The 25,867-nt window shown below is 47.3% G+C and carries 27 protein-coding genes; 8 read left to right on the forward strand and 19 right to left on the reverse strand.

The window, feature by feature from the left end; all coding sequences use genetic code 11:
- Positions 1 to 399: 399 nt before the first annotated feature.
- Positions 400 to 594: a Uma2 family endonuclease gene (locus tag RIC19_RS13435; protein WP_350178868.1), complete on the forward strand. Its 195-nt coding sequence runs from the start codon at positions 400 to 402 to the stop codon at positions 592 to 594.
- Positions 595 to 755: 161 nt separating this feature from the next.
- Here RIC19_RS13435 and RIC19_RS13440 read toward each other — a convergent pair whose 3' ends face one another.
- From RIC19_RS13440 to RIC19_RS13490, 11 genes are all read right to left on the reverse strand, one after another.
- Complete coding sequence (locus RIC19_RS13440) at positions 756 to 920, reverse strand: DUF6444 domain-containing protein (protein WP_502930840.1); 165 nt, start codon at positions 918 to 920, stop codon at positions 756 to 758.
- Positions 921 to 1,048: 128 nt separating this feature from the next.
- The gene (locus tag RIC19_RS13445; RefSeq protein WP_350178845.1) at positions 1,049 to 1,240 is read right to left on the reverse strand and encodes a hypothetical protein; all 192 of its coding nucleotides are present in this window, start codon (positions 1,238 to 1,240) and stop codon (positions 1,049 to 1,051) included.
- A 452-nt stretch (positions 1,241 to 1,692) separates the two neighbouring features.
- Entirely contained in the window at positions 1,693 to 2,499 is an 807-nt protein-coding gene (locus tag RIC19_RS13450; protein WP_350178846.1) for an SMODS domain-containing nucleotidyltransferase, read from the reverse strand.
- Positions 2,500 to 2,961: a hypothetical protein gene (locus RIC19_RS13455; RefSeq protein ID WP_350178847.1), complete on the reverse strand. Its 462-nt coding sequence runs from the start codon at positions 2,959 to 2,961 to the stop codon at positions 2,500 to 2,502. It abuts the gene before it with no gap.
- Entirely contained in the window at positions 2,954 to 3,112 is a 159-nt protein-coding gene (locus RIC19_RS13460) for a hypothetical protein (protein WP_350178869.1), read from the reverse strand. Before RIC19_RS13460 ends, RIC19_RS13455 begins: the two co-directional genes overlap by 8 nt.
- Complete coding sequence (locus RIC19_RS13465) at positions 3,109 to 5,631, reverse strand: DEAD/DEAH box helicase (RefSeq protein ID WP_350178848.1); 2,523 nt, start codon at positions 5,629 to 5,631, stop codon at positions 3,109 to 3,111. The genes RIC19_RS13460 and RIC19_RS13465 overlap by 4 nt, the downstream gene beginning before the upstream one ends.
- 2 nt (positions 5,632 to 5,633) lie before the next feature.
- Complete coding sequence (locus tag RIC19_RS13470; protein ID WP_350178849.1) at positions 5,634 to 7,310, reverse strand: site-specific DNA-methyltransferase; 1,677 nt, start codon at positions 7,308 to 7,310, stop codon at positions 5,634 to 5,636.
- A 2-nt stretch (positions 7,311 to 7,312) separates the two neighbouring features.
- Positions 7,313 to 7,609, reverse strand: coding sequence for a helix-turn-helix domain-containing protein (locus RIC19_RS13475; protein ID WP_350178850.1), 297 nt, complete (start codon positions 7,607 to 7,609; stop codon positions 7,313 to 7,315).
- 965 nt (positions 7,610 to 8,574) lie between these two features.
- Positions 8,575 to 8,820 (reverse strand): hypothetical protein, encoded by a 246-nt coding sequence (locus RIC19_RS13480; RefSeq protein WP_350178851.1) that lies wholly within the window; start codon positions 8,818 to 8,820, stop codon positions 8,575 to 8,577.
- A 28-nt stretch (positions 8,821 to 8,848) separates the two neighbouring features.
- Complete coding sequence (pdxH, locus tag RIC19_RS13485) at positions 8,849 to 9,484, reverse strand: pyridoxamine 5'-phosphate oxidase (protein WP_350178852.1); 636 nt, start codon at positions 9,482 to 9,484, stop codon at positions 8,849 to 8,851.
- Between the two features lie 76 nt (positions 9,485 to 9,560).
- Complete coding sequence (locus tag RIC19_RS13490; RefSeq protein ID WP_350178853.1) at positions 9,561 to 9,887, reverse strand: tellurite resistance TerB family protein; 327 nt, start codon at positions 9,885 to 9,887, stop codon at positions 9,561 to 9,563.
- Between the two features lie 143 nt (positions 9,888 to 10,030).
- On the opposite strand from RIC19_RS13490, the gene RIC19_RS13495 reads away from it, so the two are divergent.
- Both RIC19_RS13495 and RIC19_RS13500 read left to right on the forward strand, forming a co-directional pair.
- Positions 10,031 to 12,799 (forward strand): outer membrane beta-barrel protein, encoded by a 2,769-nt coding sequence (locus tag RIC19_RS13495; RefSeq protein ID WP_350178854.1) that lies wholly within the window; start codon positions 10,031 to 10,033, stop codon positions 12,797 to 12,799.
- A 275-nt stretch (positions 12,800 to 13,074) separates the two neighbouring features.
- The gene (locus tag RIC19_RS13500) at positions 13,075 to 13,425 is read left to right on the forward strand and encodes a cysteine-rich CWC family protein (RefSeq protein ID WP_350178855.1); all 351 of its coding nucleotides are present in this window, start codon (positions 13,075 to 13,077) and stop codon (positions 13,423 to 13,425) included.
- A gap of 333 nt (positions 13,426 to 13,758) precedes the next feature.
- On the opposite strand, the gene RIC19_RS13505 is transcribed toward RIC19_RS13500, so the two are convergent.
- The 3 genes from RIC19_RS13505 to RIC19_RS13515 all read right to left on the reverse strand — a co-directional run bounded on the left by RIC19_RS13505 (position 13,759) and on the right by RIC19_RS13515 (position 16,036).
- A complete protein-coding gene (locus RIC19_RS13505; protein ID WP_350178856.1) occupies positions 13,759 to 14,799 on the reverse strand; it encodes a hypothetical protein in 1,041 nt (346 codons plus the stop codon).
- 113 nt (positions 14,800 to 14,912) lie between these two features.
- Positions 14,913 to 15,344 carry a hypothetical protein gene (locus tag RIC19_RS13510; RefSeq protein WP_350178857.1) on the reverse strand — a complete coding sequence of 144 codons (432 nt, stop codon included), beginning with the start codon at positions 15,342 to 15,344 and terminating at the stop codon, positions 14,913 to 14,915.
- 2 nt (positions 15,345 to 15,346) lie between these two features.
- Positions 15,347 to 16,036 carry a uracil-DNA glycosylase family protein gene (locus RIC19_RS13515; protein WP_350178858.1) on the reverse strand — a complete coding sequence of 230 codons (690 nt, stop codon included), beginning with the start codon at positions 16,034 to 16,036 and terminating at the stop codon, positions 15,347 to 15,349.
- A 204-nt stretch (positions 16,037 to 16,240) separates the two neighbouring features.
- Here RIC19_RS13515 and RIC19_RS13520 point away from each other — a divergent pair, with 204 nt between their 5' ends.
- Positions 16,241 to 16,438: a BrnT family toxin gene (locus RIC19_RS13520; RefSeq protein ID WP_350178859.1), complete on the forward strand. Its 198-nt coding sequence runs from the start codon at positions 16,241 to 16,243 to the stop codon at positions 16,436 to 16,438.
- A gap of 90 nt (positions 16,439 to 16,528) precedes the next feature.
- Entirely contained in the window at positions 16,529 to 16,963 is a 435-nt protein-coding gene (locus tag RIC19_RS13525; RefSeq protein ID WP_350178860.1) for a hypothetical protein, read from the forward strand.
- Positions 16,964 to 17,045: 82 nt separating this feature from the next.
- Here the strand turns inward: RIC19_RS13525 and RIC19_RS13530 are convergent, their stop codons facing one another.
- From RIC19_RS13530 to RIC19_RS13540, 3 genes are all read right to left on the reverse strand, one after another.
- Positions 17,046 to 17,537, reverse strand: a complete 492-nt coding sequence (locus tag RIC19_RS13530; RefSeq protein ID WP_350178861.1) for a Uma2 family endonuclease — start codon at positions 17,535 to 17,537, stop codon at positions 17,046 to 17,048.
- 163 nt (positions 17,538 to 17,700) lie between these two features.
- Positions 17,701 to 20,469, reverse strand: coding sequence for a 2-oxoglutarate dehydrogenase E1 component (locus RIC19_RS13535; RefSeq protein ID WP_350178862.1), 2,769 nt, complete (start codon positions 20,467 to 20,469; stop codon positions 17,701 to 17,703).
- Between the two features lie 471 nt (positions 20,470 to 20,940).
- Positions 20,941 to 21,666, reverse strand: coding sequence for a hypothetical protein (locus RIC19_RS13540; protein ID WP_350178863.1), 726 nt, complete (start codon positions 21,664 to 21,666; stop codon positions 20,941 to 20,943).
- A 226-nt stretch (positions 21,667 to 21,892) separates the two neighbouring features.
- Here RIC19_RS13540 and rpsT point away from each other — a divergent pair, with 226 nt between their 5' ends.
- The 3 genes from rpsT (at position 21,893) to RIC19_RS13555 (ending at position 24,394) form a co-directional block, all read left to right on the forward strand.
- Complete coding sequence (gene rpsT, locus RIC19_RS13545; protein WP_350178864.1) at positions 21,893 to 22,144, forward strand: 30S ribosomal protein S20; 252 nt, start codon at positions 21,893 to 21,895, stop codon at positions 22,142 to 22,144.
- A gap of 102 nt (positions 22,145 to 22,246) precedes the next feature.
- Positions 22,247 to 23,872 carry a glycosyltransferase family 39 protein gene (locus RIC19_RS13550; RefSeq protein ID WP_350178865.1) on the forward strand — a complete coding sequence of 542 codons (1,626 nt, stop codon included), beginning with the start codon at positions 22,247 to 22,249 and terminating at the stop codon, positions 23,870 to 23,872.
- Between the two features lie 141 nt (positions 23,873 to 24,013).
- A complete protein-coding gene (locus RIC19_RS13555) occupies positions 24,014 to 24,394 on the forward strand; it encodes a hypothetical protein (protein WP_350178866.1) in 381 nt (126 codons plus the stop codon).
- A 172-nt stretch (positions 24,395 to 24,566) separates the two neighbouring features.
- On the opposite strand, the gene RIC19_RS13560 is transcribed toward RIC19_RS13555, so the two are convergent.
- Positions 24,567 to 25,499 (reverse strand): T9SS type A sorting domain-containing protein, encoded by a 933-nt coding sequence (locus RIC19_RS13560; RefSeq protein ID WP_350178867.1) that lies wholly within the window; start codon positions 25,497 to 25,499, stop codon positions 24,567 to 24,569.
- A 115-nt stretch (positions 25,500 to 25,614) separates the two neighbouring features.
- Positions 25,615 to 25,867, reverse strand: a 253-nt coding sequence (locus RIC19_RS13565; RefSeq protein ID WP_350178251.1) for a T9SS type A sorting domain-containing protein, incomplete at its 5' end; no start/stop codon positions are given.

Raw genomic sequence — 25,867 nt, forward strand, 5'->3', positions numbered from 1 at the left:
TTGTCTTCTAGTCGAAAACTAACAATTTTTTGGTTAGACGAGGCACGAAAACCGGAGTTTAGCCTTAGCTAAATAGCCTGTCCCGCAATTTGCGGGAAGGATTTTCGGGACGAAGTATAAGCAAAAAAGTGTAGTTTGCAGACCGATTACTAAAGTCCCAACACGCTCTAAGAGCGTGTTGGGGCTTTGTCACCGAAAAAAAACGGGGAAGGGCCTTCTCTTCTCCCACCGCCGTGATCTTTTCCGAAGAAAATGCCCCGCAACCAGACCTCGTTTTTCTGAGCAAAGAAAAAATGAAGTTGCTAGATCCCGAGTGGGGCATCCGGGGGGTGCCCGATATGGTCTGGTGGAGATTGTTTCTCCGTCCTCTTATAAAAGAGACCACCTGGAAAAAAGAGGCTGTATGCGCAGTATGGCGTTGCAGAATACTGGATTATTGATCCTTCTTACCATTCCATTGAAGTTTATGTGCTGAAGGAAAAAGCCTACGAATTGCATGCGTTTGGCATCAGCGGCGAACAAATTACTTCTCCTATCATCAAAGATTTTCCCATAGAGGTGGATTCTATTTTCCTTAAGAAACCGGAAGCTTAACCTACTAACTGGACTTTAGGCGTAAAGTCGGAAATGCGAATTTCCCGGCTTCCTGGCCAGCGTCAGTAGCCACAAACGCATCCTTTAAGGACAGGAGGGGGCGACCATTTCAAGCGTCTTGCCCTTATGCCCAGCCTGGCCGCCTTTCTTGCGGGGTAAGCTCAGCCCTTCTTCAACCCGTCGCTGCTCGGAGGCCGCGACGAGGTACCGCTGTTGGCTTTCAGCTGAGCTTCCAGTTCTGCAATACGAGCTAGCGCTGCCGCCAGCAGTGATTCCAGCTTCGCTATTTGCTCAGCCTGTTGCGCTATGATCTCGTCTTTACTCACCAGTGCTAGTTCGGTATTTTCTCGCTATTTTGCAAATCAACCTAAATAGTTACGATTTTAATTACTATTTTTTTAACCGGCTATAAAAAGCCTTACCATACTTGAAAATTGTTCTTGGAAGTTTCCTTTTATGAAGTACCTTCTTCGTTTTTTGCTTTGCCTTCTTCGTAAATATTACGAATTAATAAAATTAAAGGTAATCCTATTATCCACCCCCATTTCATGTCAATAATATCATATGATTCCTTGTACAGAAAAGGTACGGCTTCGAATATTAACACGATTCCAAATAGTAGTATTGATTGAATGTACTTGTTCATTTTTATTTTTTTTGTAAAAGGTAACGTTTGGCATAAACGCAGGTGGGGTGTTGAGCCCCAGTTGCCGTTTTATACTCTGTGTGTGCCTGGAATGCACATCCATCGCTATAAAGATAGTGAGTTTTCTTGGTGGTGCAAGTCCACTGGTAGTGAGTTGGTGAAGCTACCGGCGCCAACCGCAAAGCCTGCTGTAACAGCCAAACGGTTCGTGTATGAGCAGTAGCGGATTTCAAGCTACTAAACAGTCAGATAGCACCGACCTTTGAATTATAGTTTTCCGTTTCAAATTAGCACTAAGCCCGCTATTGCTTATACACAATGTTGTATGCCCGTGCTTTTTCATTTTCTTTTCTGTCAGCGTTAGGGCAGCCACACTCTTTGCCAAGTTTTGGTTTGCAGGTCGGTTGGTGCGACTTGGCAATGTGTGTGGATGCGTGCGGCTGGTTTCATTGTTATGGTAATACTCTATGAAGCCAATGTTTAGCTCTGTCCGTGTCATAGGCTTCTAAACATTCCTTCACTTTGTCAATGTTATACTTTAGACTTGATATTTTGTCTCGTTTAGTTTGTGGGTCATTCCAACTTGCAGAAAGCTGTCCTACTGCATAAAAGAATCCACTCTGGACATTGTCACCAGAAAAATTCATACCTGTAATTTCTAGCTCTAACGCATAAGAATCGTAAGGATAGCCGTTTGAACAGTTCCATCCTTTTATAAGGCGAATAATTGGTCTTACAACCTGGTTGTACTTGGTGTTTGCATCTGTCAAACTCTGTTTGACATCATTTGGATTGGTTGACTGCCAGCCATATGTCTTATCAGGAATGTAAAGTGTACTTCCATAAAAGAGATTCTGTTCTTCCTTAGCTGGGACTAGGTCAAAGTTGATATTGTTCAACCGCACTGTGACTGTTGGAAATGACTTTACAACTTCTGAACCGTAGCGGTCTTTGTAGTATTTATCAGCAAAATTCTTAAGCCAAAGACGATAGGTCTCCGGATTTCTCTCATATTCTGTATGATTAAAAACTACCATCAGATCAATGTCTGACTTACTGTCAATGCTTCTGGGAAGTATTGTGTCTCTGTCGTATGAACCAAATACGAATCGTCTATTAAATAAAATGCCTAATTCATTATCTAGGTTTTTCAGGAGGTTTTCTTTCGATCGATTTATTTTATCAATCTCGGTCGAATCTTTCTTCAGGTAATACGTGTAAGAAAGCGTTTTTAAATATGAATCAATTGATGCTGCCATTTACTTCCACCATTTTGTCATTTCACCTGATTTTTCAATTGCGTATTTAGCCCAATGGCGACCACCTAGATTGATGTTTGGTCTTTCTGTTTTATTCAGTTTGTTCAGCCGTTCTTGAAGCTTTTCAATGTTCTGCTGATCTAGGGATTCTTTAAGAAACTCTGAGTAAGTATCGTTGTGCAGTTCTAAATAAAGATTACCAAACTTGGTATGCCTGGAACAGATTCCGAGACCACCATGCGTTTCGGAAATCAATAATAGGATAGAAGCAATTAGTGATGCAATGGAAAGAACTTGAATCCACAATTGGGAGAAAAGGCCGGATATGGCCATTACTGCAAAAACGATATTCACAACTATGTAAATGTAGGTGCTGATTCTGCGGATGTCAGCTGTTTTAAAGTGACCTTTTGCAGAATATGCGGTGCTTTCACCGATATGCTTCAATAACTCTTTACTCATCAGCTTTTCCGTTAATCGTTTCCATCACTTCCATAAAATTTTCCAAGCCTGCTTCTATATTCTCGATGATTTCATTGGCTAAAATATCTGGTCCGTACGGTTGGCTTATGCGATTTGGCAATGTGTATGGCTTTGAAGTGTTGTGCTTCATTTCAATAGTTTTTTCAGCTCTTCTTCCTTTTTCTCTTCAATTAGGTAGGCTTCTACTGATTCATTGAGTGTGCCAAAATCAAACTGAGTTTGATAGGCTACCACCTTACCGTTCTTTTTAAGTCGTGTCATTTCATCCATTACCTTCTTCTTATATAGCGTATCAGGATTTCCGGCTAAATGCTCACCCTTACTCTCAATGATATAAATGACTTCAATGGTGTCGTCATCTTTCTTCTTTGCAGCAATAAAATCAGGTCTGATTTTATGCTCATGCCAACCTTGAATAGCGTACCAATTTTTACCCACACGATTTCTGAACCACCAAAGAAGTTTTGTTTGATTTTCAAGAATAGAAGCAACAGATTTTTCCAAACCATTCATAGTTGTGACTTCCACATCTGAATACAAGTTCTTGATGTACGTATTCGGAATGCTTGTAGTGGTAATCGTATCGGTTGTGGGAATCTTGTAACCGATTGATTTGTCATCACTCACAGCCAGTTCAAGGTTGTCGTTCTTCAAGTGGTTTAGAAAGATTTCTTCTTCCTGTTTTTGACGATTTTCTTTCAGGTCTTTCGTTACCAAAGAGGTAATGTAGGAGAAGTGTTCGGCAAACTTTTGCTCACCCACTTCTTCCATGAGTGTATCAACTGTTTCATTACAAATTCTCCTGGCTAAAAATGAATTATCAATCACTTCTGAAAAACGCCTTGTCATGTAGCCTTTAGAAATAAAGCCCTTGAATCTTGATTCAAGTTTTTCTTCGGCTATTGCTGTTTGGCTTTTGGCATCTATGGTTACCGTAAAGGCTTTTTGTTCTTTGTTTTCTTCACTGAGTGAAGAAGTAATACGAGTCAAAAGCTCATCAGAGATTTTGTAGGATTGAAAATTAATGAATGGTAGAATATCAAAGTCATAGCTGAATCTTCGCTTTGACTTTTTTTCCTTGTTGACCATTAGCCAAACGGGAAGATAGAATGCATATTCGTATTTCTTAAACTCATCCTTTATGGTAACACTCTTTGTTGGATTAACTGTGTCTTGGCCTTGAACTTTCATTTTAGAAACAAGGTCGCCAAGACCTTCTTCTTTGAACCCTGCAATTACTCTATCCAAAAGGCTTCTTGTGTCGCCCTTGCAGTAGTACACATAGCTTTCATCCAATAAAGGAATGCCCGTCTTTTTTGCCCTTGGTTGTCTGAGTATACGACCAATAAGCTGAGTGACGCCAGTGTTTGAAGCTGTATTAGGGATAATACCTAATGTGTAGGCAAATGAACAATCCCAACCTTCAGAAAGTGCTTCTTTGGTAATAATGAATCTTATGGGACATTCTGAAGCAAAAAGGTCTATATTTTCAATATCGTTTTGAGCACTTGACTTTATGGCTACTTCATCAGGGTTAACGCCCATTTCAATCAAATGTTCTTTTACATCTTCGCTATGCACAAAGCCTTTTCCACGTTGGTCTTTTCCGGTTCTTTCTACCTGAATGAGTGCGATTGGTCGAATGTATTCGCCTGTATTTTGGCGGTACTCTATGGCTTTTTGTTCGAGCTGTTCACGGTGTTCTTTGATTTGGCTTATCATTCCCTTCCAGTCATTGTCTGAACCGCTTGCGGGAGGACGAATATGCAAATCAAGTTTTACCATTTCTTCATCCTTCAATTCGAGACCAGTAACGGTTGAAAGCAAATTCATGCCTTCTTTCGGCGTAGCTGATAGCCCTAAAACCATTTCAGGGTTCAGGTTGTCAATGGTTGATTTTGCTGTAGGTGTGAATACACGGTGGATTTCATCGATGATAATAAGGGGCTTAGACACTCTAACGGCATTGCCGAGACTTGTTACCAATTGTGCCTGATCACCATTGACCCACATGGAGTCCAAGTTGGGTACTTCTTTTAACCATTGGCCATGGAGGTCATATCGGTTGTCTTGTGGAAAAAAACTGTCATAGCCACCGCTATCCTGAAACACTTTTAGGGCTTCTAAATTGTTGGCTCTACTAATGGACTGAATCATAATGAACAGTACAACCAAGTTTTCTTCAATGTCTTGAAGGGATAGTTTTTGTCCTTTTTCTTTAATGATTGTTTTGCCACCGCTTGCTTGGTCTAATAACTGGCGGTAAGGGTGACTTTTATCTCTAAGCCTGTCCACTGTTTGAGTGTAGATTGTTTCTTTAGGAACAATCCAAACCACCAAGCCCGTTTTGCGCTCAGTAAAAAGGGTTTGGTACTCACGTATGGCTTCTACTGCCAAAATGGTTTTACCGCCACCTGTGGGTACTTTGAGCGAAGTGCGTGGATAGTATTGCCCTAAACCATTTCGGCAATTATCAAGGTAGGGTTTGCCAATGGTATCAAATGTTGATTGCACGTAGTTGAGGTTGTTGCGCATGTTTTCGGGCAACACCTTTGCAGCGGCTTCAATAGCTGTCTTTTGAGTTTTGGCAGTTTGGAAAAAGTGCTTTAGCTCATTTACAACCCTTATCTGATATTTCTTTAAATACATGCTTAGCCGTTGTTTTTACGTTCAAAGAGATTGTAAGGAACCGATACAAATTCAATTTGCATGGCGGTCATGTATTCTTCATCTAAGAAGCATGAAGGGGCAAAAACAACCCTGCGCTTACCCGGACTATGCTTTACGATTGACTCTGCAATTTGTAAAGTGAGTGCCAAGCGAGAGAGCTTATCCATATCCTGTTCGTAGATCAGGTAAACTGCCTGACCACCTTCTATACCCACAAAATGCTTGGAAGCATCTACTTTGGTTTTGTCGGCTAAGTGGCCACCAGTAGCCAGATAATACACATACTCGGCAAATTGCTGATAGGTAGGTAGGTCGCCATCCAGCATGGTTTCAGGGTCGATTGGAGAACCAACACGGAGATACTTAAAGCCTGAACTAAATCCATGCTTTTCAATGGCCAATTTTACCCGTTGACGAGTTATGTCTCGGCAAACATTTTTATCAGGTTCGGATTCTGAATTTTCAGGCATTTGAACCATGATACATTGACGATTTCCACCGTCTTCCTTGTTGAGTTGCATTACTGCATGCATGGTTGTGCCAGAACCTGCAAATGAGTCTAGGATAACACAGTTCTTATCCTTTAAAACTTGTAAAAGGTATTTTATGAGTGAGGTAGGTTTAGGGTAATCAAAGTCAATCGCCATCTCCTTTAATTCAGCACTCATGGCTTGTGTACTGCCGAGATTGACTAAAGACGAAATAACATGACTGTTTATCTCTCTCTTCTTACGAGCTTCGATAGCTCCATTTTCGGTCAAATAAAACTCTGTTATTTGACCCTTTGTGTCCAAAACCCCTTGAAGATTGTTGCCAAGATATAATTCAAATAATCTCTTTGAACTCCAACCACTCGATACTTCTACCGGGGATTTTAATTTATAATTTTCGATTTCAGCTTTTTCTTTGAAATGAGGCCACTTGTTTTGTCTTTTTTCAATTATTCCATTCTCAAAATTAGCTGGGAAGCCTTTTGGTAAAGTGATAGAGCTAATTGGATTCTTCGGACCATTTTTTACAATGGTATTTACAATATCATCATTAAATAACTTACTGTCTTCCAAAACATTTGGGTCAATGATTTCTGGAAACTCAAATTTTGATTTATCAAAAGCGTAACAGAGGACATATTCATGATTAATCTTGATTTTTGCTTGATTATCAAAATTCCCATCCGTTCTCCAAGTGAAGTTGGCTATAAGGTTTTCTTCATCGAAAATTTCATTACAAATGCTTCTAAGATTATGAATTTCATAATCATCAATTGAAATAAATATTAGCCCGTCTTCAGAAAGGAGTTCTCTCAACATCTTGAGACGTGGAGCCATCATGCATAACCATTTATCATGCTTAGTTAGGTCATCTTTTGAAACAATTTTGTTTAACCAATCTCTGATTAATGGACTATTTACCTTATCTGAATAAACCCACTCTTCATTTCCCGTATTATAAGGTGGATCTATGTAAATGCACTTTACTTCTCCTGCATACTTCGGCAGCATTGCTTTTAATGCAACTAGATTATCTCCTTCAATAATTTGATGTTGACCTTTTTCTGGTTGATAGTGCAAATCGTCTACTTCATCCATTGAATGATAGGGAACACTTAAATGGTGGTTCCAAATGATATTCTTGCCTTTGAATTGCAGTGTGGGCATATTTATTTGCTTTTAGCGTTGTATTTAACTTCTTCTTCTGCCACCTTCAATGCTTGGGCGGCCATTTCTTCATCTTTTACAAGGTCATACACCTGATCGGCTAACCATAAGGTCATGAGGTCATTCACATTAGTGTCCAATAGCTCAGCCAATAGAAGCACTTGTTCTCGTTTAGCACGTCTCTCGCCACGTTCGATTTTGCTAAACATAGGCGTGTCTATCTCTAAACTGGCGGCTAATTGGCGTTGCAAAAGTTCTTTACTTTCACGCAGCTCTCTAATACGTTCACCAAATTGCATGACCTGTTATTTTATGACTTGTCAATATTTGGCTAATATAAGAAAGTCTTGTCAAATTTCAGTGCGCGGGAGGGAGAAAAACAGGCTCTTTTGATTGCGAAGCGTCAGCCTGTGTGGTGGGGCAAGCAAATGTGCCTGTTTGTGCGGTTGGCTTTTTTCAGCATGGCATACAACAAGGATATATCCAAACATCCCCCCCCATTTCATATACCTTTCAGGGCATACAGGTCCAAGTCAGCTAGCGGGCTCTGCAGGTTACGCAGTACGCAATTGTTCACGGGGGTATACGTCAGGGCAGTTTGGGTATCCGAATACTACGCCTACCCCACCACAAATCAGCAGCCTCCTAATCAACCACTTACGCCCTAGCATCCATTTATAAGAGCGTGTTGGGACTTTTGTCTTCTAGTCGAAAACTAACAATTTTTTGGTTAGACGAGGCACGAAAACCGGAGTTTAGCCTTAGCTAAATGAGGATTTCCGGGACGAAGCATAAACAAAAAAGTGTAGTTTGCAGACCGATTACTAAAGTCCCAACACGCTCTAAACGATTATAATCGTTTGTAAACGGGCCATCAACCCTGAAAGCCCAGCAACCCCGGACTTCAAACCGTGAAAAACACGGCATGATCCCGGACCAGCCTATTGACGCAGGAGGCACCATCTGCGTCCGACCCCCGTAAGATAAAACATTGCAGCTTTAAAAAAAAGCCAATCCAACCCAAAGCTTATCGTCTGCCAAGTCAACGCTCTGAAAGCGCCACCAATGAGTACCGCTTTTTGAAACTGCCGAAACGCCCGTTCTTTTGAAGGAAGATATCCACACCTTCAAAATCTGAATCAGCATCAGACTGTCACAAGATAAAACAATGCGGATTGGAAAGCCGGGCTGAGCGGGTTGGCACTAAAGATTGGGGTTGAGTCAGGCTTGGCTCCACTCTTCATTTCATACTTGACAACAAGCTCTAAGCATTAAAAATATCATCAATATCCCGTTGCAAGTCCTGCACCTCCGGATCGGTGGGTGTTGTGCCCTGATTGAGCATATCAGGCAGGTTATCCAATGACATCGGCCGGTCAGCGGAGGCTGTGGTTGCAGCAGGATTCTCCAGGGAAAGGACTTGCAGGGCAGTGCGCAGCACCTCCGGGTCATCCGTGCGCAGAATGGCCTGAATGAGCTGTAGTTTGAGTTTAGATAATGGTTCAGACATCTTTGCGCTGGTTTTCAACCCAAACACTTTAGGGCGCTAATCGTTCTATTGTCCACCCTTCCTCTGCTGAGGTGTATTGAAACCGGTCGTGCAGGCGGTATTGGCGGCCTTGCCAAAACTCAAAAGTATCCGGGACCACCCGGTAGCCGCCCCAAAAAGAGGGCAGGGGCACTTCCCCTTTTTTAAATTTGCGCTTCAGTTCTTCAAATTTGGACAGCAGCACTTGCCGGGAGGAGATAGGCGCGCTTTGGTTGGACACCCAGGCCCCCAGCTGACTTCCATGCGGCCGGCGGAGGAAGTATTTTGCAGACTCAGCGGTACTGACCCGCTCCGCACGCCCCATGATTTTCACCTGCCGCTCGAGGCCCAGCCACGGAAAGTGCAGGGCGACTTTTGCGTTAGCGGCAATGTCCTTCGCCTTTTTGCTCTCATAATTCGTGAAGAAGACAAAACCGGTGGTGTCGAAATACTTCAGCAGCACGGTGCGCAGGCTAGGCTGCCCATCCGGTGATACCGTAGCCAAAGACATGGCATTGGGCATATTGATGCCTGCTTGCTCTGCCTGCTCAAACCAGGTTTCGAATTGTTGAACCGGATCGGCCTGCAAGGTTTCTCTGGACAACCCCGAAAGGGTGAACTCTTCCCGCATCATTGCTAAATCCATGGCGTTTTGCATTTGGTACAGCCCAAATGTAATGGCTTAGGCAGCAGCAGGCAATGAGGAAGGTCAGCAGACTGCTCTATTTGAGCATACGCTTAAACAAGTGCATCATCTCCCGTTCTATAGCGGTATAGCGATGGTCGGCTTCGAAGACATCCTTAAAGTCTTTCAACAAACGCGCTTGCCCCGATTCATCTTGCATGAATTTCTTCTGGTAATCCAAAATGGTATTGATGCACTCTGCATCGGAGCACTCTTCAAAGACGGCTTTGATACGCTGATAGCTCCGTTCATCCAGCCGTTTCCGGATCAGCGCTTCTTCTTCCGGGTCAACTTCGGCATCAATAGAAGCAGCGTAAAGCATCGCAAAAGCTGAGAATTCTTCGTAAGTCCAGTCGAGGTTCATGTGTACAGTTGGTTAGTTGTCGTTAAGATAGGGATTCTAAAGTAAGTACAACAGTGATTTTTTTCACTTATCTTCATGGTGACGGGAAAAAACAACAGACCAACTTGGTCTAACGGGGTAAACCGACCTAATTACTACTGCAAATGAAAACCCTAAGCAGCTTACTTTTTCTGCTGTTGCCCCTGGCGCACGCCTTTGCCCAACAGCGCTCCCTCACCGGCACGATTTACGATTCAACGGAACAGGCGCCGCTCGAAGGGGCGTATGTATACCTCACCGATGGCACAAAAGAGTTCAGCGAGACCAGCAATTCAAAAGGGAAATTCCAATTCAGCGGCCTGCAGCCCGGCACCTACGCTCTTTCTATCACCTACGTAGGCTACCAGAGCTACTCGGATACCATTGAACTTCAGGAAGACTTTGACCTGGGGCTACTGCAAATCACCCAAATTGCCCTCAATCTGGACGAGGTGGAAATCACGGGCAAGGCCCCCCTCGCCACCCAATCCGGCGACACCACGCAGTACAGCTCCAACGCCTATAAGGTCAATCCCGATGCCAGCGCCGAGGACCTCATCCGCAAAATGCCGGGGGTGCTGTTTGAGAATGGCAAGGCACAGGCACAGGGCGAGGAGATCAGGCAGGTCCTCGTGGATGGCAAGCCTTTCTTTGGCGATGACCCCAGTGCAGCCCTCCGCAATCTGCCAGCTGAGGTGATCGACAAAATCCAGGTTTTTGACCAGCAGAGCGAACAGGACCGGTTTAGCGGATTCAACAGCGGGGAGACCACCAAAGCCATCAACATCATCACCAAGCCCGGCAAGCGGCAGGGGGAGTTTGGGAAGCTCTATGCAGGCATTGGCGAAGAAGGCCTATACCGGGCCGGGGGCAACGTCAACATCTTCAAAGGCGATGCCCGCCTGTCCATCATCGGGCAGACCAATAACATCAACCAGCAAAATTTTGCCGGGGAAGACCTCTCGGGCCTTTTCGGCAGCTCGGGCAGTCAGCGCGGCAGGGGGAGAAGCCGGCGGGGCGGCGGCGGAGGTACCGACCCCAGCGACTTCCTGGTGAATACTCAGAATGGCATTGCGACTACCCACGCCTTTGGGCTGAACTATGCCGACAAATGGGGCGACAAAGTGGAAACCAACGCCAGCTACTTTTTCAATCAGACTGATAACACCGCCCGGTCGTCCATTTTCCAGGACTTCCTCAGCGACCGCCTGCTTGGGCAAACCTACGATGAAGACAACCTGGCGGATACCCGGACGATCAACCACCGGCTGAACGCACAAATAGAATATGAAATCGACCCCAAAAACACCATCAGCATACGGCCCCGCCTCAGCTTGCAGCAAAGTGAAGGGCAGGAACAAACCTTCGGGCAAACCCGGTTGCAAAACCTGCTGCTCAGCAGCACCGACTTTGACCTACAGACGGATCTAAACGCCCTGAATTTTTCAAATGACCTTAACTACCGCCACCGGTTTGCCAAACGGGGGCGGACCGTCTCCCTCAATATCGGCACCAATTACAATCAGCAGGAAGGCGAGCGTTTTTTGGCTTCTGAGAACCGCTTCCTGCAAGACTCTGCCTTCACCGAAAACCTTGATCAGTTTGCCGGGCTGAACGAAACGGGGTGGACGCACAGCGCGGGCGTTCGCTACAGCGAACCCCTTGGCGAGAAGGCTCAGCTGCAATTGGGCGCCGAAGCCAGCCAGCAAAATACCGATGGCGATCAGGAGACCTTCGACCGGGCAGCAGATGGTGAATTTTCCGACCTCAACCCGCTGCTGTCTAATACCTTTGAGACCACCTATCAGACACAGGAGGGCAGCGTAGGGCTGCGGTTCCGTGATAAAGAGCTGATCTTCAATGGCCGGATTGTGGCACAGTGGGCACAGTTGAGCGGGGATCAGGTTTTTCCGGCACCGGAGGCTATAGACCGACGCTTCTTTAACTTCCTGCCGCGGCTCTTTATGCGTTACCAGTTTTCCAAGGATGCCAACCTGCGTGCCGGCTACTTTGGGCGGACGGCGCCCCCTTCTCTCCGCCAACTACAGGAGGTGATCGACAACAGCAACCCGCTCCAACTGTCTACCGGTAATGCGGACCTCAGGCAGGACTATACCCACCGGGTATTTGCCCGCTATTCCAAAACGAATACCGACCAGGCTTCGGTGTTTTACGTGTTGCTTTCCGCGCAGTACACGCAGAACTACATCGGCAACAGTACCTTCACGGCAGACCGCGACCTGCTGATCCGGCCCGGTATCTTCCTGCAGCGGGGCGCACAACTCCGGCAACCGGTCAACCTGGATGGCTACTGGAATGCCCGGGCTTTTACGACCTACGGCTTTCCGCTATCGGCCATCAAGTCCAACCTCAACTTTAGCGTTGGGGGTACCTTTCAGCGGATTCCAGGCCTCATCAATGATAACCTGAACTACGCCAACAACATCGGCTCTTCCCTCAATGCCACCCTGAGCAGCAATATCAGCGAACGGGTGGACTTTACGCTGTCTTCCCAGACCAGCTACAACCGGGTACGCAATAGCCTGAATACGGCCCTGGACAACAACTTCCTCAATCAGTCCACCCGGCTGGGGGCCAACTTCCTGATCGGCAACGGCTGGGTAGTACGCAGCAGCGTGAACCATCAGCTATTTGACGGGCTGTCGGAAGGTTTTAATCAAAATTTCTGGCTGTGGAATGCGGAAGCAGGCAAAAAATTCCTGGATGATAAGGCGGAAATCAGCCTGAGTGTTTTTGACATTTTGGGGCAAAACAACAGCATTAGCCGGAATGTCACGGATGTCTTCATTGAGGATGTGCAGACGGAGGTACTACAGCGGTATGTGATGCTGAACTTTACGTACAATATCCGGCACTTTGGTAAAAAGAAGTAGGGAGTCATGGGCGGTACATTCCGTACCTACGGCACGGGTTCCCGGCCTGGTCCCTGGGTTACCTACATGGCGTACCTCACGGCACGCTTTACTTGGTATTGCATAGCGTGTCAATACAGATTGATCCGCAACGTACAGAACGGCACATTCCGTACCTACGGCACGGACACCCGGCCTCGTCCTTGAGTTACCTATATTGCGTACCTCACGGCACGCTTTCAGTATGAATGAGAATTAGTAAAAAGTAGGTAGTTTTGACGCGTAAAACCAAAACCGTGAAACAGACCTGCCCAAATTGCAATACCGTCTTTGACTGCCAGGTGGAAAACGCCGCTGCTTGCTGGTGCCATAAGCTGCCCGCTATTGCGCCCATCGAAGCAGCACGCTGCCTTTGCCCTGCCTGCCTCAAAGCGCAGGTACAGGAGCAAATTGAGCAGTTTGTGGCGGACTTCAAAGCCGGCAAAAGGCCCAATATTGCACCAGATTACAAAAGGCCCGGCAGGCCTGTGGAGGGCATCGATTACTACCTGGAAAACGGGATGTTCGTGATGACGAGCTGGTCTCATCTCAAGCGGGGATACTGCTGTGGGAGCGGGTGCCGGCATTGCCCTTATCCGAAGGGGTGATTATTACCTCTTTCCTTACAATTGAATGAAAGCCAACCTACCTTTTTAGCGCCAGGGATATTGAAAACTGGAGCCTGCTTTTAACTTCTGAGTATCTGATTCGAGATCAAAAACGAGGTAAGTACTCTTTTTCTATATGCAAAAAAATGCAGCCTACTTTGTTTTATGATGTTGGTCAAGGTAAATGGTTTGCTTAGTGTTACCAAGTTTTATTACAGACTGACTTAACACGTTCCTACAACCCTATTAAGCCTACTACTTTTATTGGGGCAGTATCGCCTTCAATTGCATACTTTTCATCTAACTATATTGACCTTAAACTGAAACATGCTCTTATAAACGCTCATATACTCTGAGGCGATCCTCCCAAAGAAAGTATAGACGATTTTGATAATAGACAGGATTAGCTGTAGTCCTCATCACTCCATCATTTGGATATTCCGTACAAACATGCTTCCAAAGAATATCCAGGCTCTTTCTTTCGATCACACTATAGCTTCTTTCCATTATATCACCACCTTTTCTAAGCGAGCTGAATGCAAAAATATAATCCTGATTGAAAGAGGAGTGTATACCAGAAAACTCATACCGCTCATCATATTTTTCCCAAAGGTTTATGTTTTTAATCTCTTTGTTTCTCAAATTGAACTCCCAATATTTATCATACCCAATATTGAATAGCAAGCCCTTTTTCGCATCAAAAAAAATAGGCGCGGGGCGAGAAAGCAAAACACTAACAACGCCTCCACTCTCCAAATCGACTAAAATCACTTTACCCTCCTGATAATACCGCAAACTAATTATCAGATATCGATCAAAAACGCCTACTATTTTATCGATCTTTAACTTTTGATCGAAATGATCATTAACGAAAAATTCCCAGTCAACTCTCCCCGTATGCCAATCAATACAAAATAACTTTTGGTCATTCAAAAACTGCGTTGTGTAGAGTTTTTCTCGATAGAAGTAATTACTCCGGCCTGTCCGCTCTATTTTCGCAGACCAAGCCGCTTCAAAATCAGCCAGGTTTAATCGACTTGTTTTCTTACTTTGAGCGTCATAAACCAGAAGATCATTCTCGCTTGTTATACATCGAAAAGATATTCTGTCAACTGGTTTTTCTCCCAACTGCTCAAGAGAATCAATTTTATAGACACAAATAGTTTTTGCTGATTCATCACGAGCAACTAAGTAAGAATCATTAATTAAGCTTGGCCCCGTCATCCCCTTCAATGCTTTTTCCGAGATCAAATCATATTCGCTGATATCAAAAACCCGGATAAATGGTGCTTTTTGAAAAACAAACACTTTCTTATTTTGGAAAGCTATTTCCCGGACTCCATCTAAATAAAGTTCTTTGATCAAACTGAACATGTGCTATTCAATTTTCATGAAATGATAGAGAGGTGATAGATTATCAAAATCGTTTGTTGAAGTATGCACCAAACTCTGTCTGATGAAATCACGAAATAATCTTAGCCCAACGGCTATTTATGCTGGTCAGGGTGCAACAATTGCTCTGTCTTGTACAGGTCTACCACTAACTTATTAATGATGTCCTTTAGCTTGCCAGTATTCTCTCCCAGCCAGTTTTTCAAGCCTTTGTCCTTAACGGATAATTCTATGGTTATGATCTCTTCTTTCGGCTGCTCTTCTTCAACGACTTGCCTGGAAACCAAGAGTCCCCTCAGGCTTTTGTAATTACCTTCCCATTCTACCTCATCGAAATCAGCATCATAAGCAACTTCAGCATCATCATACCTGATATTCTCCTGCGAAACAGAAAAACCATTTTCCACCAGTTGCAATGCTTCCCTGATACTCAATCTTTTGCTGTTCAAATCAGACAATACGATATTGTCTACCGATTCACCACGATTGATGAGGTCAAACACTTCATCTGTTTTCATTATCTTCATGCTCAAAGTTTTTGCTTTCCAACCGCCCACGCCAGCGCCTCCTGATAGTCTTCCAGAAACTCCTCCAGCCGCTTGCGCCGGTACTGCATCACCCAGCGCGGGTGTGGCAAAGGCTTTAGCACTTCGAAAAAGCCATGCTTTTCATTGAGGGGCTCAAAGTATTTCCAGTTTTTGCCTACGCCCATGACGAGGGCGACTTTGTTGGTTACGCCCAGATCAAGCTGCGATTGGATGTTGTGAATGATGTGGGGCTCTACCGCCCGCTCCAGCTTTTTGTCATCGTAGAAGTTGTAGTTTTTGCCATCGCGGGTAAAGCCGAGGGGGCAGAGGGAGGTGATGTAGAAATGCTCGTAGAAGGCTTCCGCACCGCCCCAGTTGTCGATGAAACGGTAGACGAAGTCGGAAGACAGCTCCGGTTTTTTGTGAAAGGCATTCGGGATGCCGCAGACTTCTTCCAGGCGGATGGGGTCGGTAAAGGGCACTCCGGTGACACCGGCTCCAAAACGACCCGGATTGATGCCAAAGATGGCAATGCGCGGGCGGTCATCATCGTAGTACTTGCCGTAAAATTGCTCCATAGCGCGCCAGGTCTCCTCCCCGTCGAAGGGGTAAAGCAGGTCGGCGTGCGGTGGTAGTTCCCAGTTGGGCTGAAGGGAGCGGTTGAATTGCAGGATGCGCTGAGCGATGGACATGAGTATTGATTTGGATGAGCGAAAGTTAGCCTTTCCGCTCAAGAGCGCCAAATACTTGATATTTATTTGGGGTTAGCCAGAAACCTAATACTTAAGCTTAAATATCGACTCTTGTATTCATTTGTTTACCAAGCCGATCCTTTTTTTGGGCAAACTGAAAAATATCAGTATCTTTAGAAATGATCGACAACTGTTTACTCCTCTATGAAATTCGAATGGGACAACAATAAAAATGAAAAGAACCTTAGAAAGCATAAAATCGGTTTCGAGGAAGCCAAAACAGTTTTTGAAGATAGCAACTCCTTAGAATTCGAAGCCCAAAGAGGTGATGAGTACCGAATTGTTCGGATAGGCAAAACGGCAACTAAATTCATATTGTTTGTTGTTTACACTATGATATGAGAGGTGTTGTTATTCGTTTGATCTCTGCCAGGCAGGCAAACAAAACGGAGAGAAACCTCTACATTGAACGTAAATTTAAAGCTCAGGGAGATGAAGACACTGACCATTAAGGAAGCGGTCGAAAGAGTGAATAACGGAGCATCCCTAGAAGGGATTGTACTGGACAAATGGTCAATGCTGCAAGTCAATGTACGAGATGCTATGATTCTGAGCAGAGGAGGCATCGTTATACCTGAGGAAAATATATACTATGATGATACTGAAATCGAATATGACGAAGAAATCGATGAATTAGTCATCGGAAAGGAAATAACCGGACTGAGCTGGGAGGAAAAGTCAGAAAGGTTTGAAGTCCACCAACGTACGGAAAAGAAAGTTAGCATTGATATTCTGACCGATGAATCAGAAATTGAGCATTGGATTGAAAAAAATAAACGCAGGCTGGGCGATATACTAAAACCAATAGTAGTGGACTTATTCAAAGCAGAGCAAATGATTAAAGGCAATGCGCCTGACAATGGTTAATAGAGACTGCTATACTTCGTTTTCAAGATCGCAGGAAGGTAAGTTTTATTGTGTTTTGAGCAAAAGGTGAGGCGGTTCCCGATTAGCCTTTCCGCTCAAGAGCGCCAAATACTTCTTTGAGCTCAAGTTCAATACCGAGTACCTTATCAACGAGAGTATCATTGCTGCCAAAAATATTGCTGTCATTCCGGTGGTGGTACACATAAATGGACCGTAAGTCCGGTACCACCAGCCAGTAAGACTTCACCCCTGCATTCAAATAACGTTCGAGCTTGATGACCAACTCCTGTACCGGTTGCTGACCAGATAGAATCTCGATAGCCCCTACAGGAATTTCCGCGATGTTGGTTTCATTATACGTCAGGTCGAGCTGCCCTTTTTCAAAAAGCGCCAGATCTGGCACATTCTTTTCTTCTCCAAACAGGAAATTGAGCTCCGGCAGTACTTCGAACCGGTCCCCATAGGCAAACTTGATTAAAAACAGCAACTGCTGCTGTATGAAGGCATGAAATTTATCGGGTATTGGCTTATTTCTTTCCTGCTCATATATAAGTTTTGACTGCAAAGTCTCCATAGCGTATCCGTTCAGTTGATTGTCAAGTTACAATGATTTCCGTGTTTTAGCAAGTACGTCCCTTTTTACCGGAAGGTACAAAAAGGTAAACCCGCAAAACCAGCAAAGCCGCCCCCGGAACTCCGGAAGCGGCTCTGCTCAATTGATGCACTTCAGGCAAAGCCTACTCCTCGCCAAAGGCCAGGTCGACGATGCGCTGTTGCTGCTGATCGTGGACTTCCTTGAAGCCCGTAGCGGTAGAAGCGCTCGCTTTGCGGGCGATGTGCTTCAGCTCGGTATTCACCACCACTTCCTTAGCCAGGAAGATGGAGTTGATGTACTGCCAGGCACCCATATTGGAAGGCTCTTCCTGTACCCAGTACGGCTCTGCGTTGGGGTAGCGGTCGAAGATCGCCTGCAGTTGCTGATCGGGCAGCGGGTAGAGCTGCTCCATACGGACGATCGCCACGTCTTTGCGGTCATCTTCGCGCTGCTTCTGCATCAGGTCGTAGTAGATTTTACCGCTACAAAGCAGGATGCGCTTAACCTTTTTGCCACTGCGCGGCCCGATAAACGGATCATCCAGGACTTCCTGGAAGCGGTTACCAGACTCAAACTCACTGATATCCGACACACACTCGGGGTGGCGGAGCAGCGACTTAGGCGACATCACCACCAACGGTTTGCGGAATGGGCGCGCCAGCTGACGGCGCAGCAGGTGGAAGAAGTTTGCCGGCTTGGTCACATTCGCTATGGTCATATTGAATTCGGCGCAAGCCTGCAGGAAACGCTCCAGGCGGGCACTTGAGTGCTCCGGCCCCTGACCTTCGTACCCGTGTGGCAACAAGAGTACGAGCCCGCTCATACGCCGCCATTTGCTTTCTGCAGCGGAGATGTACTGATCAACGATAGTCTGTGCACCATTGTAGAAGTCTCCAAACTGTGCCTCCCAGAGCACCAGGTTGTCGGGTGAAGCCAGGGTATAGCCATATTCAAAACCCAGTACCGCAAACTCAGAAAGCAGGGAGTTAAAAATCCGGAACTTACCCTGCCCGTCCTGAATACCATCCAGGCGGTTGATCGGCTCGTAAGTCTTGGCATCATAGGCTACAGCGTGCCGGTGAGAAAAAGTGCCCCGGCGGACGTCCTGCCCGCTCATGCGCACATCTTTGCCCTCCATCAAAATGCTACCGTAAGCCAGGAGTTCGCCCATCGCCCAGTCCAGCTTGTTCTCTGAAAGTAGCTTGTCTTTACCTTTCATCAGGCGCTTCACCTTGCTCAGTGGCGTAAAGCCGTCCGGGAAAGACGTTAAATGCTTGATGAGTTTATCTACATCCTGCCGGTCAATACCGGTATCCGGAGATACCCGGTAGTCCTCGGGAGTAGTCGTTTTCTTGAGTTCCCGCCAGGCCTGTTCCGGTTCCTGATATTCGTAAGGCAGTGGGTGTTCACGTACCTCATCCAGGCGCTCCTGCAAGGATTTCCAGAAGGAATCTTCCATTTCCTCGGCCAGCTCTTTATCTACATCGCCCCGTTCCACCAACTGCCTGTTGTACACTTCGCGGGGGTCCGGGTGGTTGTTGATGATATCGTACATCTCAGGCTGCGTGAACTTGGGGTCGTCGCCCTCGTTGTGCCCGTGTTTACGGTAGCACACCATATCGATGAAGACATCATTGTTGAACTTCTGCCGGTATTCGATCGCAAATTCGGTTGCAAACAGCACGGCTTCCGGGTCATCGCCATTGACGTGAAAAACCGGTGCCTGTACTACGTTAGCCACTCCTGTGCTATACGTCGAAGAGCGGGCATCATCAAAGTCCGTAGTGAAGCCAATTTGGTTATTGATCACAAAGTGGATAGTGCCACCGGTGTAGTAGCCCGCCAATTTGCTCATCTGTACCGTCTCATAGGTAATGCCCTGCCCGGCCAGCGCAGCATCCCCGTGGATGAGGATGGGCAGGATCTGATCGTAGTCACTATTGTAGAGAATATCCGCTTTGGCACGGGCAAAGCCTTCCACCACAGGGTCTACCGATTCGAGGTGAGAAGGGTTGGGGACCAGCTTCAGGTGTACCGTTTTGCCGGAAGGTGTTTCCACCTGAGAAGAAAAGCCAAGGTGGTACTTGACGTCTCCGTCACCGAAGCTCAGGTCGGGCACAGCGGTGCCTTCAAACTCATTGAAAATCTGAGCGTAAGTCTTGCCCATGATATTAGCCAGCACATTGAGGCGCCCCCGGTGTGCCATACCGATGAGGAATTCCTGTACCCCCAATTCTGCGCCTTTGTTGATCAGGCCGTCCAGGGCCACGATGGTATTCTCACCCCCTTCGAGGGAAAATCGCTTTTGACCGACATACTTGGTGTGGAGGAATTTTTCAAAAACTACCGCCCCATTGAGTTTTTCCAAAATCCGGCGCTTTTGGTCGTCACCGTAGCCATAGCTCGTGTCCGGCTCCAGGTTTTCAATTCGGGAACGGATCCAGCGCCGCTTTTCGCGGTCCTGAATATGATGGTATTCGATACCGATACTGCCACAGTACACTTTGCGCATGTGGTCAATAATATGCTGAAGCGTAGTTTTGCCCAACCCTACTTCACGGCCAGCTTCGAAGGACAGGCCCCGGTCATCCTCTGAAAGGCCAAAATCTTCCAGGTTCAGGTTAGGGTGCCGGTCGCGGCGCTGCCGGATCGGATTCGTTTTGGACAACAAGTGCCCGCGGTTGCGGAAGGCTTTGATCAGGGCCAGGACTTTGAACTCTTTATCGAGTGCATCGGAAGAGACGGCAGTAGTACCGTCTGCATGCCCGTTTGCACTCGTTGCGGCATAGTCAAAACCACGAAAAAAAGCCCGCCAGGTTTCTTCCACCTGATCCGGGTCTTGTAGATATTTTTGGTACATCGAGTCGATGTACGCAGGGTGAGCATTAGCTATAAATGAGAAATCGTTCATCGCTGCTATGGTTACGGATTATGTTTTTTGTTCGAAAACACCTGGTAGCCGGGATCGTTCGCAAAACCAGCTACTGCTGTCTGTCTAAGAGCGTATTGGAACTTTAGTAACAGTCTGCAAACTACACTTTTCCGCTTATACTTCGTCCCTGAAATCCTTCCCGCTTTTTGGAACCCAAAAGCGGGACTAAGGCTAAACTCCAGGTTTCGTACCTCGCCTAACCAAAAAAATGCTGGTTTCTGACCAGAAGACCAAAGTCCCAACACGCTCTAAATTTGCCCTAAGTAAGCAGGGCTTTTATACAAAAGCAAGTCCAGAGCACATTATTTACCCCTGACTTGCTTTATATATTCAAAAAAGCCCCCTGGCAAGACACCGGGACAGGTTGATTACTAACGTCCCAACATGTGCTCAGCGACGCGCAACAAATAACTGTCGGCTTTACACGACACTTACTTAATCGCCCGTCGCTTAATTATACCCAGTGCCCAAGAGGACCCCTCTGGACCCGCACTGTGCCTGCGCCAGGCCTCCAACCCCAAAGGTTACTTCCAGGTAGAAGCCCACACGGAAGGGCCGGGTTTCTTCGTAAGCATCGTAGGTTTTGTAAAAAGTGGGGTAGTTCTCCGCCTGCCCCTCTGCCGAAATCAGGTCGGTGAAAGCGTACTCTGCCCGAAGCCCGGTTTTGACCGTCAGCACTTTATTGGCCGTTACAAAGCCCCCGACCCCGAAGCAACCCGACCAGTAACGATCTGTATATTTACCCGACACGTCAGCCCAGTCGGTACCCAGCGACTGTTGCGCACCGCGCAGGTAAGTCGCTTTGCCGCCCAGCTCTGCGAAAGCACCGTTGCTCCGGAAGAAGCGGTACAGCAGGTAGGCATCAATGCTTTCCCATTCCATATTGACCGCACGGTTGCCGTCAGGCCCTCGGTAAGTCATAGATTGGCTGTAGGTAGCGCCCAGCATTTCAAAGGTCAGTCCATGATAATCGCCGAAGTTCAGATTAGCTACTCCACCCAGCGAAGTCGCAAACCCCAGCGAGCTGTCATGCTCCGAGTCTCCGTTAATGTTGGCGTTCGCCAGGCCAGTCATGCCCATCATACCTTTAGCCCCTAGTTCCAGCCAAACCTGCGCCTGTAAATTATTCAATGCCGTAAAAAGTAAGACGGGGAGCAACAGCAAAACTCTTCTCATAGTGTAATTTTCGTTTTTTAATGAATCTTCCTCCCTAAGCAAAGCGCTAAAGATACCACTATGATTTGGATTGCCACGTTTACAACGGTTGATTGTTTGGCGATGCATGCCAGCACACCAAAACAAAGCAGTGCCAATAATAAAATCAAAGCCAGGCTTTAAAATCTTAGAAAGAAGGCTTAAATTTGCATCTCTTTTTTGGAAAGCATGTAAATATCATAAAGTAATGGCTAATCACCAATCATCAAAGAAGCGCATGCGTCAGGAAGCGAAGCGCCGCGTACACAATCGTTACTACAAGAAGACCACCCGGACTTCTATCCGTCAACTCCGTGAAATGAAGGAGAAAACGGAAGCAGAGCAGTTCCTGCCTAAGGTCATCAGCATGGTGGACCGGTTGGCAAAACGCGGCACCTGGCACGCAAATAAAGCTTCTAACCTGAAGAGTAAGCTGACTCGCCACGTCGCGAGCCTGTAGCATCATATCAGGGCTTACCGGGTCCGAAAAAGTGTATCTTTCAGATGAGGAAGGGTACACTTTTTTGTGTTTTACTATACTCACCCTTCCCAGCTAGGTTTTATGCCCCGTACAAACACCTTGCCCCCCTATACTGCCGCCCTGTCCCTGAGCGTTGCCTGGTTAGTTGCCGCGCTAATGGTTGGCTTTGAGGGCAACTTCCCACTCAATGACGACTGGCAATACGCTTACCCGGTAAAGCAGTGGGTGGAGGTGGGTCAGCTCAGTATTCAGGCGCGCTTTTCGCCCAACATACTGACACAGGTGGCCTGGGGCGCACTGTTTTGCAAACTGGGCGGGGGCTTTAGTTTTGAATGCCTGCGGTGGTCTGCCTGGGTGGCAGCAGGGCTGGGCGGGCTGGGTTTCTTCCGGTTGCTCCGCCTGCTTGGTGTTTCCGTAAGCATGGCTACCGTGGGTACCGCTGTTTTGCTTTTCAGCCCATTGTATTTTCACCTCTCCTTTTCCTTTATGACCGATGTGCCTTTTCTGGCCCTGGTTATCTGGGCCGCCTGGGCAGGCCTTAGGTTTCAGCAGAGCAGGCACGTCCAATGGTTACTTATATTCACGGTCTTAAGCCTGCTGGCCTACCTCAACCGGCAACCGGGCATCTTACTCTTCCCGGCTATGGGGGGCTGGTATCTCTTGCAACAGCGCGGTGGAATGCGGGGATGGCTATGGGCGGGGCTGTCCGTAGCGGTGGCCGCCGGCGCCTACTTGCTTTTGGAAAACACAGTAAAACCCTGGTTGGGCATCAGCGAAAACTACCTACCGGTCTCCGGGCAGCTACTGCAGCAATTGCGGGAGGCGCCGGGGGGAGTACTCGCACAGCTGGGCCGCCAAAGCTTTAAATCCTGGGTCTACCTCGGGGCTTTCTGCCTGCCGTTGCTCCCCTTTCTTTGGTCCCGTGTGCGGGCTGCCGGCGTACTCCGGCTTTGGCCGCTGACCGGGATATTGGTAGCGAATGGAGGCTTGCTCATCGCGCAGCATTATGCCGGTCATGTTTTTCCGTACGGTGGCAACATCCTGTACAACTGGGGGCTTGGCCCGGAGCTGTTGGGCGATGTGTACACTTTTCAGCTCCCCAATACGCCACGGTTGCCCATTTGGATGATGTATGGGTTGGGCTACATCAGTCAGCTATCAGCCAGCCTGCTGACCTGGGTCGGCCTGAGTGCCTGGCGTGAGCTGAACCATAAACAGCAGGATTTCTTCCTTTTTCTGCTGCTGCTCAATCTGGCTAATTTCCTGGCTATGTCGGTCACCGGTTTTTTCGATCGGTATATGCTACTGAGCGTGGCTTCGGCGATCCTGTTTTTGGCAACCCTTGCCCCTAAGCCACAGGCATGGTTTAAAGGAGCAGTCCTCCTAATATTTGCGCTCTTCAGCATGCTGGCTACCCATGACTATCTCGCCTGTAACCGCGCCCGGGCACAGGCTTTTCAATGGCTGCAGCGCAATGATATCCGCATGCAGCGGGTGGATGCTGGCTATGAGTACAATGGCTGGCATCATTACCACCCGGAACGCAAAGGGCAGCCCGGTAAATCCTGGTGGTGGGTAGATGATGATGAGTGGATGATCGCCTTCGGCCCAAGGCCCGGCTACGCTATGCAGGCTGGCTTTACTTACCAACGGTGGCTGTGGGGCGGCCGTCCGGACAGGGTCTGGGTACTGCGTAGGGAGCCTTGACCACGATTTGCCGTGTTCTGGAAGTAGATGAAAAATACCTTAAGGAAGTACGCGGACAGCTAAAGCATAAAGAACAGAATGGTCAGTAGCGCGTTTAACCATTTACCCTTTCCTTCCATGCAACCGGGTAAAAACGAACCTATGCCTGCCAAAGCTACGATTAACAAGCTATTCCTGATCGACGGCATCGGTGCCATCATCACCGCCCTCCTGCTCAGTCAGGTGCTTGCCCGGTACGAGTCTGTGTTTGGCATGCCTGCCTCCCTGCTCTACATCCTGGCGGGCGTTGCCGCCTGCTTTGCCGTTTACTCCCTCACCTGCTACTGGCGGATCAAAGAAGGCGGAGCCCCCTTTCTGACCGGCATCGCAGTAGCCAATACCCTCTACTGTATCGCTACGCTTGGGATCGTGGCCTACCGCTTCGACACCCTGACCTGGCTGGGCGTGGCTTATTTCATCGGAGAGGTTTTGGTGGTAATGTCCCTCGTGAGTGTCGAGCTTGGAGCAGCACGTAAGGCTTGATGTATACGCTTAACAAAGTGGTTTGCGACATCGGCCCGTGACGAAGCGAAGCTTGTCAGGACAGGCGCAGGCCACTTTCCAGCGTTTATGCCGACATCAAGTCGGTTTGCTGTGGCAAACCACTTTATCGTCGGTATAATACAAGCTTACCTCTTTCATCCATGCACCTACTCTACTCTATGATTACTTTTTCAACCTGCAAAAGCTGCCCGTCTTGGCTGCGGAACTGCAACACATAAAAGCCGGGAGCTAATCCGGTGGTCGATAGGTATTGCCCATCGGCGGGTGGTGTGTACGCCTGACGGATACAAACCCGCCCCATAGCATCCACCAATTCTACAGTGTGGTAAGCAGCTATACCTTCCGGCTTTTCGAGCCACAGTGGCTCACCCTGTCTTACCGGATTGGGAAATACCCGGACTACCGGCAGCATCTTTTCAGAAGCCGTGCTGCTGAGCAATCCACAGTCCGCTGCAGCACCCACACAATAATCATGAAGGAACACCCCCCAATCAGCAGTACTGGGCAAATAACCAGCTGAAACAAAAAGACCACCGGAGTATCCAATGCCTTCAATCAGCGATTCTTCAATGCCGTACTGTGAGGTTTGGATGTGAGTCCGGTTAAGCCCCCATACTTCCTCCTGATCGATGGCATCAATGATATATGGGTATTCTATGTCAGGAAAAGTCAAACAATTGCTAATCGTATCTCCAATGCCTTTCGAAAAATCATAGAGTTCAAACTCACTACCGATGGTGCAGAAATCGGCCCATGTTTCATCGAATATAATCGTGTAGACCTTGCGGGCAGCGGTATCTTCCCTCAGGGCCCCAAAAAGCCATCGGTCTTCAATAGCGTAATCGACTGAAAAGGTATCCGGGAACAAATCCAAATAGTAAACTTTCTTGTACGCTACCGACTCAATCGTGGTATCCCCCTCAATAGTGTAGCCAAAGGGGTCGTAAACATTTCCATTTATCGCAATGATCTGCCAGGTGGCTTGCTCTATGACTAAAGGGCTGTAATCCTGTGCTTTGAGCGAAACTACAGTCACTGCAAGTAGCAGGGGTAACAGGGAGTAGGCGTATGTTGTCTTTTTCATATTTTATGTTTAAATGGTCTGATGATAAACGACAATGTCAATTTAGCTCATGCGGTGCAGGATTCCTAAATGTGCCCTGCGGTAGTAGGTAAGGTAAACTGCAAAACGATTTTTTCTACCGCACCACTACCCGCTCCGCCGCCAAAACCTGACCGTCCGCCACATAGCGGAGGACGTAGGCACCGGCAGGCAGGCCCCGAACCGGCAGTATGCTGGTCACCTCATCGATGCGGCCGGCGGGGTGCGACTGCAAGATGCGCCCCTGCAGGTCCAGCAATTGCAGGACAGCGCCCCGGCGGTGGGCAATGCCTGCATCCCGGAGCAGCACATAGAGGTACTCCTGTGCCGGGTTGGGATAGAGGTGGAGC

The sequence above is a fragment of the Phaeodactylibacter sp. genome (assembly GCF_040219495.1).
In the GTDB taxonomy this organism is placed as follows: Bacteria; Bacteroidota; Bacteroidia; order Chitinophagales; family Saprospiraceae; genus Phaeodactylibacter.